Source organism: Staphylococcus sp. HMSC34G04 (assembly GCF_001838765.1).
GTDB lineage: Bacteria > Bacillota > Bacilli > Staphylococcales > Staphylococcaceae > Staphylococcus > Staphylococcus epidermidis.
In genome coordinates this window covers 1-16,883 of sequence record NZ_KV838710.1, presented here as the reverse complement: position 1 = coordinate 16,883, position 16,883 = coordinate 1, and the positions used below count along the sequence as shown (strand labels likewise).

Annotated in this window: 14 protein-coding genes and 1 pseudogene; 6 read left to right on the top strand and 9 right to left on the bottom strand. The window is 31.7% G+C overall.

The window, feature by feature from the left end:
* Nucleotides 1-316 precede the first annotated feature (316 nt).
* On the bottom strand, nt 317-1,312 hold the full coding sequence (locus HMPREF3241_RS02800; RefSeq protein WP_002446838.1) for a metal ABC transporter solute-binding protein, Zn/Mn family: 996 nt from the start codon (nt 1,310-1,312) through the stop codon (nt 317-319).
* 258 nt (nt 1,313-1,570) lie between these two features.
* On the opposite strand from HMPREF3241_RS02800, the gene HMPREF3241_RS02795 reads away from it, so the two are divergent.
* From HMPREF3241_RS02795 to HMPREF3241_RS02785, 3 genes are read left to right on the top strand one after another with little or no spacing between them, the layout of a single operon-like run.
* Nucleotides 1,571-2,677 carry an NAD(P)/FAD-dependent oxidoreductase gene (locus tag HMPREF3241_RS02795; RefSeq protein ID WP_002446837.1) on the top strand — a complete coding sequence of 369 codons (1,107 nt, stop codon included), beginning with the start codon at nt 1,571-1,573 and terminating at the stop codon, nt 2,675-2,677.
* Nucleotides 2,671-4,053: a nucleoside recognition domain-containing protein gene (locus HMPREF3241_RS02790; RefSeq protein ID WP_002446836.1), complete on the top strand. Its 1,383-nt coding sequence runs from the start codon at nt 2,671-2,673 to the stop codon at nt 4,051-4,053. Before HMPREF3241_RS02795 ends, HMPREF3241_RS02790 begins: the two co-directional genes overlap by 7 nt.
* A complete protein-coding gene (locus HMPREF3241_RS02785) occupies nt 4,023-4,904 on the top strand; it encodes a CobW family GTP-binding protein (RefSeq protein ID WP_002446835.1) in 882 nt (293 codons plus the stop codon). The genes HMPREF3241_RS02790 and HMPREF3241_RS02785 overlap by 31 nt, the downstream gene beginning before the upstream one ends.
* Before the next feature lie 154 nt (nt 4,905-5,058).
* Here the strand turns inward: HMPREF3241_RS02785 and HMPREF3241_RS02780 are convergent.
* Both HMPREF3241_RS02780 and gehD read right to left on the bottom strand, forming a co-directional pair.
* A pseudogene (locus tag HMPREF3241_RS02780) lies at nt 5,059-5,837 on the bottom strand (tandem-type lipoprotein).
* A 215-nt stretch (nt 5,838-6,052) separates the two neighbouring features.
* A complete protein-coding gene (gehD, locus tag HMPREF3241_RS02775; RefSeq protein ID WP_070853434.1) occupies nt 6,053-7,984 on the bottom strand; it encodes a YSIRK domain-containing triacylglycerol lipase GehD in 1,932 nt (643 codons plus the stop codon).
* Nucleotides 7,985-8,475: 491 nt separating this feature from the next.
* On the opposite strand from gehD, the gene HMPREF3241_RS02770 reads away from it, so the two are divergent.
* Both HMPREF3241_RS02770 and HMPREF3241_RS02765 read left to right on the top strand, forming a co-directional pair.
* Entirely contained in the window at nt 8,476-9,663 is a 1,188-nt protein-coding gene (locus tag HMPREF3241_RS02770) for a cysteine protease staphopain (protein ID WP_002487517.1), read from the top strand.
* 16 nt (nt 9,664-9,679) lie between these two features.
* Nucleotides 9,680-9,997, top strand: a complete 318-nt coding sequence (locus HMPREF3241_RS02765; protein WP_001830557.1) for a staphostatin A — start codon at nt 9,680-9,682, stop codon at nt 9,995-9,997.
* Nucleotides 9,998-10,106: 109 nt separating this feature from the next.
* Here HMPREF3241_RS02765 and HMPREF3241_RS02760 read toward each other — a convergent pair whose 3' ends face one another.
* The 4 genes from HMPREF3241_RS02760 to bioD are packed head-to-tail and all read right to left on the bottom strand — an operon-like array spanning nt 10,107 to nt 13,949.
* The gene (locus HMPREF3241_RS02760; RefSeq protein ID WP_070853433.1) at nt 10,107-10,793 is read right to left on the bottom strand and encodes a 6-carboxyhexanoate--CoA ligase; all 687 of its coding nucleotides are present in this window, start codon (nt 10,791-10,793) and stop codon (nt 10,107-10,109) included.
* A complete protein-coding gene (locus HMPREF3241_RS02755; protein WP_070853432.1) occupies nt 10,786-11,919 on the bottom strand; it encodes an aminotransferase class I/II-fold pyridoxal phosphate-dependent enzyme in 1,134 nt (377 codons plus the stop codon). The genes HMPREF3241_RS02760 and HMPREF3241_RS02755 overlap by 8 nt, the downstream gene beginning before the upstream one ends.
* A gap of 10 nt (nt 11,920-11,929) precedes the next feature.
* Complete coding sequence (bioA, locus tag HMPREF3241_RS02750; protein ID WP_070853431.1) at nt 11,930-13,285, bottom strand: adenosylmethionine--8-amino-7-oxononanoate transaminase; 1,356 nt, start codon at nt 13,283-13,285, stop codon at nt 11,930-11,932.
* On the bottom strand, nt 13,278-13,949 hold the full coding sequence (gene bioD / locus HMPREF3241_RS02745; protein WP_002446826.1) for a dethiobiotin synthase: 672 nt from the start codon (nt 13,947-13,949) through the stop codon (nt 13,278-13,280). The genes bioA and bioD overlap by 8 nt, the downstream gene beginning before the upstream one ends.
* A gap of 963 nt (nt 13,950-14,912) precedes the next feature.
* On the opposite strand from bioD, the gene HMPREF3241_RS12670 reads away from it, so the two are divergent.
* Nucleotides 14,913-15,014, top strand: a complete 102-nt coding sequence (locus HMPREF3241_RS12670) for a type I toxin-antitoxin system Fst family toxin (RefSeq protein WP_002446825.1) — start codon at nt 14,913-14,915, stop codon at nt 15,012-15,014.
* A gap of 143 nt (nt 15,015-15,157) precedes the next feature.
* Here the strand turns inward: HMPREF3241_RS12670 and HMPREF3241_RS02740 are convergent, their stop codons facing one another.
* Both HMPREF3241_RS02740 and HMPREF3241_RS02735 read right to left on the bottom strand, forming a co-directional pair.
* On the bottom strand, nt 15,158-15,928 hold the full coding sequence (locus tag HMPREF3241_RS02740; protein ID WP_002446824.1) for an ABC transporter permease: 771 nt from the start codon (nt 15,926-15,928) through the stop codon (nt 15,158-15,160).
* Between the two features lies 1 nt (nt 15,929).
* Complete coding sequence (locus HMPREF3241_RS02735) at nt 15,930-16,625, bottom strand: ABC transporter ATP-binding protein (protein ID WP_002446823.1); 696 nt, start codon at nt 16,623-16,625, stop codon at nt 15,930-15,932.
* Nucleotides 16,626-16,883: the final 258 nt, after the last annotated feature.

Here is a 16,883-nt window from a genome sequence, read left to right as displayed (position 1 = left end):
TAGTTTCTATATTTACATTAACATAATTTCAAATATTTGGTTTTTGCTTATTTAAATGTTCACAATTATATCAAATATTAATCAAAGAATAAATTTTACTCTTTTAAATTATACTTCTTTGAATCTTTTTAATAAAAAAAGAGTGGAACAGAATCCATACAGAATTCTTTATTCCACTCTCACAAAACTAACTAGAGTTGACAGCCTTTTACCTTCATAAGTAATCAACTCAATCAATCGAAAATACTTCCACATCTGAACAAATCATTTCTGTCAATGTTTCTTTGGTGTCGTCTTTTCTATAATTTTGATTGATTTATTCGTTTTTTAGCGCTTTTTCAATGGCTTTAATATTTTTTTTCATAAATGATTGGTAAGTATTGTTGTCATCATCTTGTTGTTTTGTGTGTGATCCCATATTGTAAAATTTAATTGTTTTAGCATTTGTCTCTTTTCTTACCGTATCTGCTACTTTATGAGATACATTTTCTTCTATTAAAATATTTTTCACTTTATCCTCTTTAATTTGTTTAACAATATTTGTTAAATCTTTTTGACTTGGTTCTTCAGCATTCATATTTTCAATGCCTTCTTGTTCAAAATGATAACGCTCTGCTAAATAACCAATAGAGTCATGTGAAATATAAACCGTTTTATCTTCATTACCTTTCACAGCGTGTTTCATATCTTTATCTAAGTCTTTTAACTCTTTAACGAGTTGGTTGTAATTCTTTTCATAATAAGATTTATGTTTGCTATCTTTTTCTACCAATTCATCTTTAATTGCTTTAGCAAATTTTTGACTTACTACAGGATCCAACCAAATGTGTGGGTCGTATTTTCCATGGTGATGATGTTCATGTTCGTGTTCATCTTCATGTGCTTCGCCATGTTCGTGACCTTCTCCGTGCTCATGCTCATGTTCTTCGCCTTTTAATAAATCCTTATTTTTATCTAAAGCTGATTCTAGTGATAATGTCTTATCTTTATCATTTATAGCTTTAGCGATTTTCTTAGCTACGGGATCTAAGTTATCACCAGTATATAAGAATAAGTCAGATTTCCCAATATCTACCATTTGCTTTTGACTTGGATCATATGTATGTGGATCTACGCCTTTAGGATAAACCGATTCAACATTTACATATTTTCCACCGATTTGCTGTGCAAATGATTTAAGTGGATACACTGTCGTCTTTACATCTAACTTTCCTTTATGATCAGATGATTGCTGATGACCATCTTTACCACAAGCAGCTAGTGATAATGCTAAAACTGCTACAAAAAATATAATTAAACCTTTTTTATACATGTGTACATCTCCTAAATCGAAATTGTTACGCTTTAATATTTACATTATTTTTTATTATTGTCAACGGCAATATTTAATCTCAAAAAAGTCTGAAAAAAACAAATTTTTTCAATTTGATAGATTCATGCACAATATGTTCAAGAAAATCCATAAACCTACTGTTTCTTTTTCATTTGAAAAGTGACTTAATTATCGCTATACTTTTAAATCGTAATAATTACGTTTTATAGAAATAAAAATGAGAAAGGATGTGTTACCATGTCTCATCATCGCATCATCATCATCGGCGCAGGAGCCGCTGGCCTGGGTATGGCAATCACTTTACAAGAATTCAATATTAAAGATGTTCTAATTATTGAAAAGGGAACCATCGGTCATTCATTTAAACATTGGCCTCTATCAACAAAGACCATCACACCATCATTTACAACTAATGGTTTTGGCATGCCAGATATGAATGCAATAGCTAAAGATACATCACCTGCCTTCACTTTCAATGAAGAACATTTATCTGGAAAACGTTATGCTGAATACCTCTCACTAGTAGCTACGCATTACAATCTAAATGTCAAAACAAACACCAATGTTTCACGTGTAACATACATAGATGGTGTATATCATGTATCAACGGACTATGGTGTTTATACCGCAGATTATATATTTATAGCAACTGGAGACTATTCATTCCCATATCATCCTTTTTCATATGGACGTCATTACAGTGAAATTCAAACATTCACTCAATTAAAAGGTGATGCTTTTACAATCATTGGTGGTAATGAGAGTGCTTTTGATGCTGCCATAAACCTTAGTCAAACAGGCGCAAGAATATCAATATATACATCTAAAACTGGACTTAAAAAGGAAGATGCAGACCCAAGTATAAGATTATCACCATATACTCAACAGCGATTACAGAACGCTATACAAGAGGGTGCATTAATTGAAATGCATGTGGGCTACCGAGCACACAAAGTAACATATCAAGATCATTCTTATAAGATACACTTTGATAATGGGCATATTGTTCACTCTCATACTGAACCGATTATCGCAACTGGATTTGATGTCACCCAAAATCCTTTAATAGAGCAACTATTTCAAATACGACAATCAGAAATTCAGTTAACAGAATTGGACGAGTCTACAAAGTTTCCTAATGTATTTTTAATTGGGGCGACTGTACGTCATCAAAATGCCATTCTTTGTTATATATATAAATTCAGAGCACGTTTTGCAGTATTAGCACGCATAGTAAGCCTACGCGAAGGCTTACCTGAAGATACGTCGTTAATTCAGTCGTATCGTCAAAAAAATATGTTTCTAGACGATTATCATTGTTGTGATGTGAATTGCACATGTTAACAGTAACCTTTAATTTACGTGATGGGACGTTTACTGACATTCCAGATGATGCACATGAGTTGATCATTGAAGGTTATGACAAATTAACCTCTAGCCAACAAGTTTTGTTAAAACGTTACATTATCAAACACCAATTAGATATTTCATTACAACACGGTGTCCCTTCATCGCCACTTCATAGTTTAAATATCATTAAAACATTGCGTACTTTTGTTAAGGAGAGCAAAGTATATCATCCTCGTTTTCACAATATTATTTATGGGTGGTGCTTTATCATACTCATGTTTGCTTTACCCATCTACTTGTCTTATCACATTTCAGACGGATTACAACAATATGTGGCACCCTGGTTATCAAAACTATCTCAAATATCATTATTTCAAGAGGATAAATTGCAACATATTTTATTCGGTCATTATGGTGTCATCTCCTTAGGCACATATTCGTTTATCTGGGCGTTACCAGTTGTTTTTATGATTAGTTTATCCACAGCGCTTGTTGATATCAGTCATTTAAAACATCATCTCGTTTGGTCTATCGAACCTACGATGTTACGACTAGGTCTTCATGGGGCAGATATCATCCCCTTATTAGAAGGCTTTGGTTGTAATGCTGCTGCTATTACTCAAGCTACTCATCAATGTCATCAATGTACCAAATTACAATGCATGAGCTTGGTAAGTTTTGGGACTGCCTGCAGTTACCAAATTGGGGCAACATTATCGATATTCAACGCAAGCCAAAAATCTTGGTTATTTTTGCCATATTTATGCATGATATTCATAGGTGGAATCATACATAACAAACTATGGTATAGTCATCAAACACATATGACAACACAGTCTGTTTTTCAACGACAACCTGTACGTTGGCCCAAACCAAAGCTACTCTTAAAAGCAGCGTGGAAAAGTATTCAAATGTTTATTGTACAAGCCTTACCTATCTTTATAGTCATTTGCCTTATTGTAAGTTTATTATCTCTTACGCCTATTTTGACTTTTATATCAAAAGCATTCATACCTTTATTATGGCTACTAGATGTACCTACACAGCTTGCACCAGGTATTCTGTTTTCAATGATACGTAAGGATGGGATGTTGTTGTTTAATACGAATGGCGGTACTTTAATTCAAAGACTTTCCGCATTCCAATTATTGTTGTTAGTCTTTTTTAGTTCAACATTTACAGCATGTTCAGTAACAATGACGATGCTCATACGACGGCTCGGTTCAATTCTAGGAATTAAAATGATAATGAAACAAATGGTATCGTCCACCCTTTGCGTCATCGTACTAGTCATAACAATGTTAAGCATAGCTAAAATTTCAGACTTAGGAGTGATGTTATGGAAATCATTATTGTCAGTGGCTTTTTAGGAAGTGGCAAGACCTCAACACTCAATCATTTAATCGCTGATGCACTTGAAAACAATTTAAATACTGCTGTTATCATGAATGAATTTGGAAAATTAAGTGTAGATGGTCAACTTATAAATCATCCTAAAGTACCTATGAGTGAAATCACTGAAGGATGCATTTGTTGTGCAATGAAATCAGACGTATCACAACAACTACATGAACTATACTTAAAATATCAACCAGATATCATCTTTATTGAATGTAGTGGTGTAGCTGAACCACTAGCTGTCGTCGATGCATGCTTCACGCCCGTACTTGCACCTTTTATCACTATAAGGAGTATGGTCGGAATGATAGATGCAAGCATGTATGCACAAATTAAATCTTATCCACGTGACATTGTCGCTTTATTTTATGAACAACTGCGTCATTGTTCAACTTTATTTATTAATAAAATAGATAAAGTTGAGGTAGAAGAAACCGCCCGCTTGCTACGTCATCTCGAACGCATCAATAGCGATGCCAATATTCAAGTTGGTCAATTTGGAGAATTAAATTTAAAATCACTACTAGAGCCAACACATATAAATTCAAATGCATGTGGCACTTTGCATAGTAATATAAATCATCAATTCATTGAAAATCCTAGGCTACAAACAAAAGAAGAAATGATTAGTGCGTTAGATAACTTGCCTCAAGATGTTTACCGTGTCAAAGGGTTTGTTCGTTTTTCAGATCAGCAACACGTTTATTTAGTACAGTATGCACAAGGAAATATTGAATTATCTCCCATTCAACTTAAAACCGATGTACCATTGTACCTCATTGTTATAGGCAAACATTTAAAACAAATACAATTTGATTTATAAAAACACATCTCTCAATTATCATCAGTTAAACTTTATACATAAACAAACCTCTAAATGAAAAAAGTCATTTAGAGGTTTGTTGTACTTATTTCAATATTTCTATTGTTCATTTTTTATTAACGTTTACGCTTTTGATCTGATTCCATGCTTACTTCTACTCATTATTTACCTCACTTGGATTAAATTCCAAACTATCCGCAAAGTAGACGCTTTCTTCTTTATTGTCGACAAAAGAAAACTCTATATCTTTATAACCTATAGATGAACCTTTAAGGTCACCGTCCCCTTTTAATATTAGTTTAGGAGCTCTCTTAATCGGAATATCATACCTCTTTCTGAGTTGCTTCACATTGTCATCTTCATTACTTAATTGGTACTCTGCCGAATAACTTGGTACGTTTGGGTTATAAGACACATTTCCATTCTTGTAGTCTTTTAAATTTTTAAAATTCCCATATTGAGAGAAAAACTGAAAGTTTTTAATTTCTTTTTTTAATGTTTCATCGGCGATTGGTTTAGTCGGTTCAATTTTATTGTTCTTAAGTTGAACGGGGTATTTTTTATCTTTACTGTGCACTCTCCCCTTTTTATCTTCTGTAATTATACTTGTATAAAAATGGCCAGTCGTTTTTCTAGTATTTCTATTTATATACAAAACCATACCTCTAGATTTCATCGCTTGACCTTTTTTCTGAATATTCATTTCTGAATTAATAATTCATGTCCCTTTGTCTCTCTTTTCAAATTCTTCATCACGATAGCCTTCTTTATCGTATAAGTCTTCTAAATTTTTAATTGGATACATACTTAATGTTTTGTGGAAACTTTCTTTAATTTCCGCTTCTTTATTATTTTCTTAAATCCACATCCGCCAATAAAACACGTTAATATTAAAAAGCTAATGCCACAAAGGAACTTCCCATAATATTTCATCTTTTCACATCTCTCTATTATTTTATTCATTCATTAAAAATATGGTGTATTCATATAAATATATTTTTATAAAAAATTCCACTTTTATATTATCAAATCATTCATACACATTCAATTTAATTTATTTATATATTTTTTCGGCGAAACAATCAAAAAACCTCATTAAATGTACCGCAATCATACATCTAATGAGGATATTATCGTTCTTTTAATCGCTACTTACGTGTGATACCATCTAACTCTTCGACTTTCAACATATTATTTATCATACTCATATAGAATTGACCTAATTCTTCACCAGTTCGCTTATAATCAGTAGTATCTAAGCCGACTAAATCTAGATGATCCCAATCATATTGTACGGGTCTCACTTGCCAGATACCCTTGTCAGTTGCCAGGTTCATCATACCTACCTTCTTAAACGCTTCATCACTTGGATGTAGTGAAGAAGACACAGGTACTATGCCATCATTTACTCTAACATTTTTATTGTCATCTCCACCTATCACACGACTTGTTAAATCGAATAATGGGAATTGTCTAATATTCGGTACTTCATTGCCTAGTGGTCCAGTATGTGTTGCAGCACCTGTATATGATGTATAGACGATATTAGGATTCAATGTCGTCATTTGGTTTAACTTTTCTGCTCCAGCAGTTGTTAAATCATTTACAGCCTGATCTTCAGTTTCCCAAACTTTACTATTCGCTATACGTTTTGCATATTCAGCATATGATTCATTAGGTTGCTGTTTGAAGCCCCATTGAGAAAAACCTAGTTCTAAATCGAGCGCTTTAGTTCCACCAATTTTTCCAATTCTATTAATTGTATCTTTAATAAATTTAGTCGACCCTAGTTTATCTGCAGCAGGTGTGCCATTATGAGGTGTTCCTAATGTAGTAATCGTAGACACCATGTTATCTTGTCCACCTTTAAATAAATCAGATACCGTACCACCATATTGACGTTGGTAGTCTATTTCTTCTTGATTTCCATTTCTTAAAAAATGTTCCATCAAGCGTATCGTTTGGCCTCCCATACTATGCCCAACAAGATGTATCTTTTTACCTGGTTCCCAATCAGGCATAATGCCTTCATATGTTCTGCCATAACGTTTGTGACCATATTTTGCAGCATGTGCTGCACCATAATCTACTCGTCCACCTTTAATATAATAATAAAGTTCAACAGCACGGTCATAATTACTGCTAAATGCCCCTACATTGGCTTCGTGAACTCGGTAACCTAATTTTGTAAGTTCTTGTTTCACGTTATATTTAGTACCACCCCAATAATTTGGGTACATGCTAAACGCATCTTCACCGACTAAACCTACAAATCCATGTACAAACACGACTGGATATTGATTTTTATATTGAGCTTGCGCAGTAAGTTGATTGATATGTTTAGTTTGTTTTGATTTCACAACACGTGGTGAAGTTAATGATGTTTGCTTTTTTTGATTTGTTTTAACTGTTTTATCAGTTTTCGTATTACCTATTCTATGTACTTTAGAAGATGGTTGTTTTACTGTTTTATCTCTATCTTCTATAGACTGTGATTGTTTAGGTTGTGTTCCTTTTTTAGATGAGGCTTGAGTTTGGTCAGATGAGTGTTGATTTTTATCTGATGAATCTTGAGCATTATTTTGGTTTTGAGTATTAGGTTGATGTTCTGTTTGTGAGTGTTGATTATCTTTAAACTGTTGTTTGCCTTTATCATCTTGATTTGGGCCTTTCGGATATGTATCCTGACGTAAATTTGGGGTAGCATGATTGTCTTTTGATTGTTGTTCCATTGAAGTTTGTTTTTGGTCATTTAATGATGACGTTTGTGTTGAATCTTGTTGTATTTGATTATCCTTTTTTTGTACATTGCCATCAGATTGATTCTCTTTATTAGTCTTTGATTGGCTCGCTATCTCACCCTCTTGATTCAATTCGTAAGATAAATGAGTTGTATCTTCTTTTTGTTCAACTTGTTCTGTTTGTTGTGCCTGTTCGTTAGAATCTGATGATGATTGTGTCATTTCAGCAGCTTGAGCATGCTGACCACTGACAAATATTGTAATCCCAGTAATGATTGACACGACTCCCACCGTGTACTTCCTAATGCTAAATCTTCTTGTTTCATTATTATTTTTCAAAAAAATCACCTCTATAAGTTTTTTCCCCTATAAAATATGAAAATATAACTGTTATGTATAGATTAACATAAAAATATAAATTACTTTAGGTTATTTATTAAAACTTTGTAAACTTTAAATTTTAAATTATTAAAAATAATAAATACTTACATATAATTATTATGTTTATACACAACATTAAAATTGATTGATAACATATATTGGAACATTTTTCATTACACATGTTGAAGAAGCATAAACATATAATAATAATTAGAAGTGATAATTATAAACATTTGCTTCATAGTCGTGTTAAAAGTATAGACATCATGTCACTAAATCCATCCATTATTTTATTATAATTTATATCAATTTGATTTTGTTCAATTTATATATTTAACGTATAAGTATTATAACTTAACGTTTAGGAAATAAATGAATTATATTTTAAAATAAATGTTATATTCAGTTTGAAAGAGTTGCAAAAAACTTTAGTAAAGGAGTACTTTTTTATGAAGAAAAAATTAAGTTATATGATTACCATTATGCTTGCTTTTACGCTAAGTTTAGCACTTGGCCTATTTTTCAATAGTGCTCACGCCGACTCGTTACCACAAAAGGATGGTGCAAACCAAAAAACAACTAAAGTCACTGTCAGTAATAAAGACGTTCCAAATGCAGTTCGCAAACTTGCTGAAGAACAATATTTATCTCGTGTAGCTTTATTAGATAAAGCTTCCAACCACAAAGCAACATCGTATACACTTGGTGAACCTTTTAAAATTTATAAATTTAATAAGGAAAGCGACGGCAATTATTATTATCCAGTGCTCAATAAAAAAGGAGATGTCGTTTATGTAGTAACAATTTCTCCTAATCCTTCAAATTCTAAAGCTTCAAAACAGCAAAACAATTATTCCATTAATGTTTCTCCATTTCTTTCTAAAATATTAAATCAATATAAAAATCAAAAGATAACAATTTTGACTAATACAAAAGGATATTTTGCACTTACTGAAGATGGAAAAGTGACACTTGTGCTTAAAACGCCACGTAATAATGAAAAAACATATGAAAATGCCACTAAATCCACTAAACCTAAAGATTTAAATGATTTTAAACAAACTGCATCAGTAACAAAACCAACTTTAGAATATCAAAGTACACGAAATGAAATTCACGCAGAATATGTAAATCAATTAAAGAATTTCAGAATACGCGAAACACAAGGGTATAATAGTTGGTGTGCCGGCTATACTATGTCAGCACTACTCAATGCCACATATAACACAAATCGATATAATGCAGAATCAGTAATGAGATATTTACATCCTAATTTAAGAGGTCACGACTTCCAATTTACAGGACTAACATCTAACGAGATGCTTCGTTTTGGTAGATCACAAGGAAGAAATACTCAATATCTTAATAGAATGACTTCATATAATGAAGTAGACCAATTAACAACAAATAATCAAGGTATAGCTGTATTAGGTAAGCGTGTTGAATCAAGCGATGGTATTCACGCTGGACATGCCATGGCTGTGGCTGGTAATGCTAAAGTTAACAACGGACAAGAAGTCATTTTAATTTGGAACCCATGGGACAATGGTTTCATGACTCAAGATGCACATAGTAATATCATTCCAGTATCAAATGGCGATCACTATGAATGGTATGCATCAATTTATGGTTATTAATATAGAAGGTGTGCTTATGCATAATTACAACAACATTAACATCGTAAGTGATGATTCAAAATATCAAGAAATTTGTTGGTTCCATACATTAGAAGGTATTTGGCACCCTGTAGAAGTAGAAACTTCACCATTAAATATTACATTTAATAAAGAGATAACACCTAATTACGTTTGTACGTTAATAAATGAAGATTCCAGAAAAATAATTTTAAGTAATGTAGACAATCCGAATATCATTATTGAAATGATTCTTATTAATTCAAAAAAATTGGTTTTTAATGCTATAAGTAAAGAAGGCTTAGGTACTTCGCCTAAAATCACGTTTACAAAATAATTTATACCCTGTAACTCTTTCATTAAAAAACAATATGATATAACTAAAAAGCTCCCAGTAAAGGTCACATTTTAAATGCTTTCTTTACTGGGAGTGTTTATATTATTACTTATTTTTCCATGATTGCTTTAGGTACTGTTTCTAAAAAGGAAACATATGCATTTAAATTTATCCCTTCGTCTACGAAGATAATTCTTCCTCCGTGACGCGTACCTTTTTCTTTAATATTAAAGATTCTACGATATCCTAACTTAGGCGACGCATAATATCCAGTCGTGTAATGCAAATCGTCTGATACACATAGTTCTGCCTTTACACCTTCAAATGTATTGATACAAGTTGCAAGTGCACGTGCATCTTTTACTCTTTCTGATATTTCTCCATTACGTTTGCATGTTTTAAATGCTAAATGAGTTACCCTGATACCTCGTTGTTCAGTGCTATCAAGTCGTTGTCCGGTTTGTGCAGATAGAATAATGGCTCCAGTATAAGTAATATCATTCTTTATATATTCTAACCCTTTGTTTAGCGCATATTCAGAAACATCTGTTTGTTTCGCTAATTGTGTTAATGTATCGTTTAAATTTTCAACCACTGGTAATGCTACTAACGTTTGAATCGGTGCCTTAACCTTTTCAATTTTCAAATTTAAGAAATCTATATTTCCATTTTCATGATTAAAGGCTTTATTAAAATATTTTTTTAAATAATTTTCTAAATCTTCAAATTCACACATTGTTTCAGCACCGCTAATATGAATATCTTCATGGCTTGCACGCATTTTTATACTATACATAGCTATCACCTTCATCGTATTGTTTCATTACATTGAAAAGTCGATCAATATCATCTGTGTCATGAAAATAGGATAATGAAATTCTTAATGTTGGCTGTGATACTGTTGGATACCTTAAATAACTGACAAATATACCATGTTCAAATAACATGTCGTATTGTGCTTGTGCTGAAACCAAACTATCACAAACGATATTTTTGATGGGTGTATTAGATAATGGTTGATTGGGAAATAATTCCATAAATTGGTGATTAAAATATTCACTAAGTGCATTCAACTTCTCTCGTCTGTATGTATCTTCAATCACATGTTGTAAGCTCACTTGAATAAAATACAAATGATAGCTAGGTAAACTACTCGAGTAGATAAGCGAACGACCTTTATTAATAATTAAATCTTTTACATCTTTTGAACTTAGTATTAAGCCACCATGGGCTCCCCACGCTTTAGATAAACTTGAGGTAACTATGTCAATGTCTGCATGACACTCAAAGAGATTTAATCCTAAACTATGAGATGCGTCAATAATTAAAATCGCATTGTAACGTTGCTTGAGATTAACTAGCCTATTAATATCTGCTTTAGCGCCGTTAGTAGAAAACACACTATCAGAGACAATCACTTTTTGAACATCTGGATGCGAGTCCCGCGCTAAATGACTTTCCAAGTCATCATAGTTTAAATGTTGATAAATCACTTTTGATAGACCACTTAGTTTAATACCGTCTATTATACTGGCGTGATTCTGTTGATCCGAAAAGATAACAACATTATTATTTTTAAAAATATTAAATACCGCTAAATTCGCATCGTAACCACTATTAAAAATTAAGGCGTCTTCAAAATTAAAATACTCGCTGATTGCCTGTTCTAATTGCTGATAAACAACTGAATTGCCACTCACTAATCTAGAACTTGATAGATGGATGCTATATGTCTTTATAAAATCTAAGAAATTTTGAGGTTGATATTCAAGTTGTCCTATACCGAGATAATCGTTCGAAGTAAAATTAATATAAGAGTGGTCATTGATATAAATATATTGTTTTTCTACGGACTGAATCGGTTGAAGCTCTCTATATAAACCTTTATCTTGTATCTGTTTTAACTGTGTTTTAATGTCCATAAATATCCTCTTACTTCTTACTCAATGTTTGATGTAAGGCTTTGTCGAAAATTTTAACCATTTTTTTAATTTCTTTATTAGACATACTTAAAATAGGTACGAAAGTGATGACATTTTCCAAATTCCGAATCATCAATCCATTCTCTTTACATCGACGTATAATCAGTTCTACAGTAGGAATATCGAGTGGTGTCTGCGTTGATTTGTTTTCAACTAATTCCACACCATACATTAATCCCCGCCCTCTAATATTTCCAATATTTTTATGAGGTTGAAGTGCCTCTAGGCGTCGCTTTAATGTTTGAGATGTCTTTTGAATGTGCCCAATCAGATGCTTCTTTTTAAAAAGATTAATATTCTCAAGTGCTACGGAACAAACTAACTGATTACCTGTATATGTATGACCGTGGAAAAACGTATTCTTACCGTGACTCTGACTTAAAAAAGCATCATATATCTTTTGAGATGTTAAAGTTGCCGCTAACGGTAAATAACCGCCTGTAATTGCCTTACCCAGACACATAATATCTGGTTGTACATCTTCATGGTTACAGGCAAACATTTCTCCCGTACGCCCGAAACCAACAGCTACTTCATCACAAATCAGTAACACATCGTATTTTCTACATAACTGTTCTACAGCTTTCAAAAATCCATGTGGATGAACAAATAAACCTGTTGCACCTTGTATAAGTGGCTCTAGAATAAATCCTACTATTTCATCATTTTTCTCAGATAATATATCTTCAATTTGATTCAGTATTGAATTAAGCATTTCCGCTTCATTGCGGTACTTACTTTTATATAAACACGGTGTTTCTATCTGTATATTTTCAAAAATAAGGTCTTTAAAAATTTTGTGGAAACTATCGATACCACCAACGCTAACAGAACCTATTGTATCTCCATGATATCCATGATGTAATGTAAGAAATTTATTCTTCTTCGCATATCGTTTAGCATCGATATTCTTCCAATATTGATAAGCCATCTTAATAGCAATCTCTACCGACGCACTCCCCGTATCGGAGTAAAACACTTTTTGTAATTGATCTGGTGTTAATTTGACTAACTGCTCGGCAAGCTCAATCGATGGAATATTAGACGAACCTAATAGCGTAGAATGGGCAATCTTATCAAGTTGTTTATGAATGGCTTGATTTAACTTTTTATGTTGATGCCCGTGCACATTGACCCACAATGACGCATAACCATCTAAATATTTATTGCCTTCAGTATCGTATAAATAACTTCCGCGACCTTTTTCAATAATAATATTGTCATTTTTAGCATAGACTCCCATCTGTGTGAATGGGTGCCATACATACTGTGCATCTTTATGATTTAACTCTCGTGTATTAGCCATTGGATCCTCCTATCATTCGTTGTATAAATGCTTCGGAAAAGCTTTCTTGAGTCGCTTGATGACCTAACGTATAAACAGGCTTATGTGTTAATTTTTCAATGGTATGTAAATTATCCTGTTCAATAGCGCTATCAGTATAGTTATTCATGATTAACACATTCGGGGGGAGTTCATGATGATCAATATATTTCTGATGAACGATGGCATCATTAATCGCACCTAATTTTGAAGGTAAGACACTCACAATGAAATCCGATGTGTCTTTAATTAAATCTGTTGTCATATAAAAATGGTCACTGTATTCATAGATAGGCACTGCAATACCACCCGCACCTTCAATGAGAATCATATCGAATTGTGCTTCTAGTGATTCGAGTTTGTCTATCATTGTTTGATGGTTCAATTGCTGATGCCTTTCAATTTTGAATGCTAAGTGTGGTGAAACTGGGTCTTTGAATGTGTAAAGTGACGTGACGTCATAGTCTAAATCGCATTCGTTTTTATAAATCTCTAAATCTGGGTATCTACCTCCACCGATTTCTTCAGTTTGAAAAGGTTTGAAAATACATACCCGATATCCCCTCGTTTTTAATGCCTTATAGAGATATTTAGTAACATACGTTTTACCGATGTCAGTATTCGTTCCAGTTATAAATATGTTCATGTTTATCATGTCACCTATCTTTAATGTAAACTAATTACATTTTAAAGTTTACATTTAGAGTATGCAGGTTGCAAGTGATAACAATAAATGGGTGAAGTGTATGATTAAATGAGGAAAGAAAAAGAATTTCGAGAAATGGTATGTGCTGTAAATTTTAGATAGAAAATCCTGCTGCTTTCATTTCAACTGGTTTATACTTTGTTTCTACTGAATAAGAAACTCTTTTCATAGAAAAAACACCTCCGTATGATTCATTTTAATATGAATTCAACGAAAGTGTTTTTATATCATTCCCACTAATTGGGGTCAGTCTATTTTCTTGTCATTGTATTCTGGACTTTTATATAGAAGCATGTAATATATAAACAAATTTGCTGTAAACATTCCGAATATTGAAACTAAGATTCCAAAATGAATCTCCATAAAAATAGTTTGAATAAAAAATACGAGAATGAAATTATTAAAAATAATAAGATTTCATAAATTAACAGAATCATGATTTTTCTCCTATAAATTAAAGTTAAAGAAAACATAAATCATAATCAATTTTCTAATGTTCAAAGCGAAAATTATTAGGAAATCTGTTAAATGAAACGACGCAAATTTAAGAGTATATAGGATCAAGGAAAAAGCATATCAGACTTTAAAAGGTGCTAAAAAGTATTATTGAAAAGTAAGTATAAAATCAATAATTATATTAAAAATGCAATAGTCATTAGTAAACTGGTAAATTTATTTACTTATAGTGATGTGATGTACTTAATTACTATAATAAACTTGAAATATACTTATAAAGTATCTCTTTTGTCTCTGGATATCATAGAAAGGGATCAGGATCTCACTATGATTACATAAAATGACTTATCGGAAGTTATCTATTATCGAATATTCAGAGATGATATAATATACAGGTCGCCTATCTCTCAGGCGTCAATTTAGACGCAGAGAGGAGGTGCATATCAGATGATCGAAGCTCTTGTTCACATCACGACCACAGTCATCAGTGGTTGTATTGTTGCGTTATTTACGCATTGGCTACGTACACGTAACAATAAGAAAAAATAGGCGATATTAAGCCAACACCTAAAAATCCCCTCACTACGGCAATAGTGAGGGGATTGGTGCATATAATGCACGAAGCTCTTGTTAAGTGAATTATAACACTGTTTAGTAGAGAAATGCAAAATTGTAAAGTGTGTTGAGTTAAATTAAACATTTTTCTTTTTAAAGACAAATACTACGAGAATTAAGAAAATAACAATATAAACAATATTACCAATAAACAATTCATGTAGTTCTAATTTTGTGTATTTCTTCATGCTTTTGTCAACAATTTGAATCATAATATTCATCATACTAATAGGGTTCCATTTTAACCATTCCCATTTATCTACAATAATTGTTAATATACCTGACAAGATTGAAGTGGCAAAATAAAATACAATACCAACAGCAATAGAGACACCAGGACTTTTCATTGCACATGAAATTAATAAAGTGACACTTAAAACTAACCAAGTTCCGACATATGTACCTAACCCAGTTAATAACATTTTACTTAATAACGATAACTCATCCCCCTTACTTTCAAGGAGATTAATATCATTGAAGAAAATAGCCCATAAAATAAATCCTACAACAATGCTAATAATAAAATATAGTAATGAAAAGATTACTAATGTAATAATTTTACTGATAATAATATTTGTTCTTGTATATTTGCGATAGAGAAGATTTTTAATTGTACCATGATAAAATTCCATTGAAATAATGGTACTAGCTTGAATAATTAATAAAAAGATAAACCATGAAAATCCACTAAAAGCTGATTCAATAGACGATTGTGGAGAAAAAACATCATCATAATTTTTAGAAATTATAGCTTGAACAACCATTAATAATATAATGATAATTGGTATAATAAATGTTGATTTCTTTTTACATAATTTAAAACATTCTTGTTTAATTAAAGTCCCCATTTTAAGATTGATCCTCCTTATCAATGATATTTAATAATACATTTTCTAAATCGTTATCCTCATATTGATTTAATTCCTCTTCTGTAGTTTCAGTAACAAGTTTACCTTTGTTAATGATAAGGATAGAATTTGTAATTTTTACTAATTCACTTAAAATATGACTAGAAATTAAAAAAGTAACTCCTTCTTGTGCTTTTTTTACAATAAGTTCTCTCACATCTCTCACAGCCTTAGGATCTAAACCATTCATAGGTTCATCTAAAATAATTAACTGAGGTTGATTTAAAAAAGCTATTGCAATACCTAATTTTTGTTTCATACCAAGTGAATATGTTTTTGCTTTGTTATGTATATAATCATCCATATCCAGTTGAGAGACAATTGTATCAATGTCGTGAGTATTTTTTGTTTCATTTAATAGTTTTAAATTGTCATATCCTGACATGAAAGGATATATTCCAGGATTTTCAATCAATGCACCAACATTACTTTTTTTATTCTTATTTTCAATAATTCTAAATGTCCCATCTTGATAGCTCGAATAACCTAATATGACTTTCATTAAAGAGGTTTTTCCTGCACCATTGGCACCCACAAGACCAATAATCTGTCCTCGTTTTAGGTTTAAAGAAACATCCTCAAGAATAGTCTTATTACCTATCTTTTTTGTTAAATGTTCTACTGTTAAAACATCCATACAATTAGCTCCTTTTTCTTATTTAGATATATGTTATAAATCTAACCTTAATTTATCATAAACTATAATTTATTAAAATGAATATTGAGATACATCAATATAAATCAAATGAAATTCTGTCTATTTTAAGTACACCCTAATCATACAAAATAAGTTTGTCACTTTACTTGATATATGAGAATATTTTTATTTAATAAATAAGAAAGAGCGTGGGACATAAAGTTCCAGGATAAGTAAATAAAGACAATTTCTATTGAA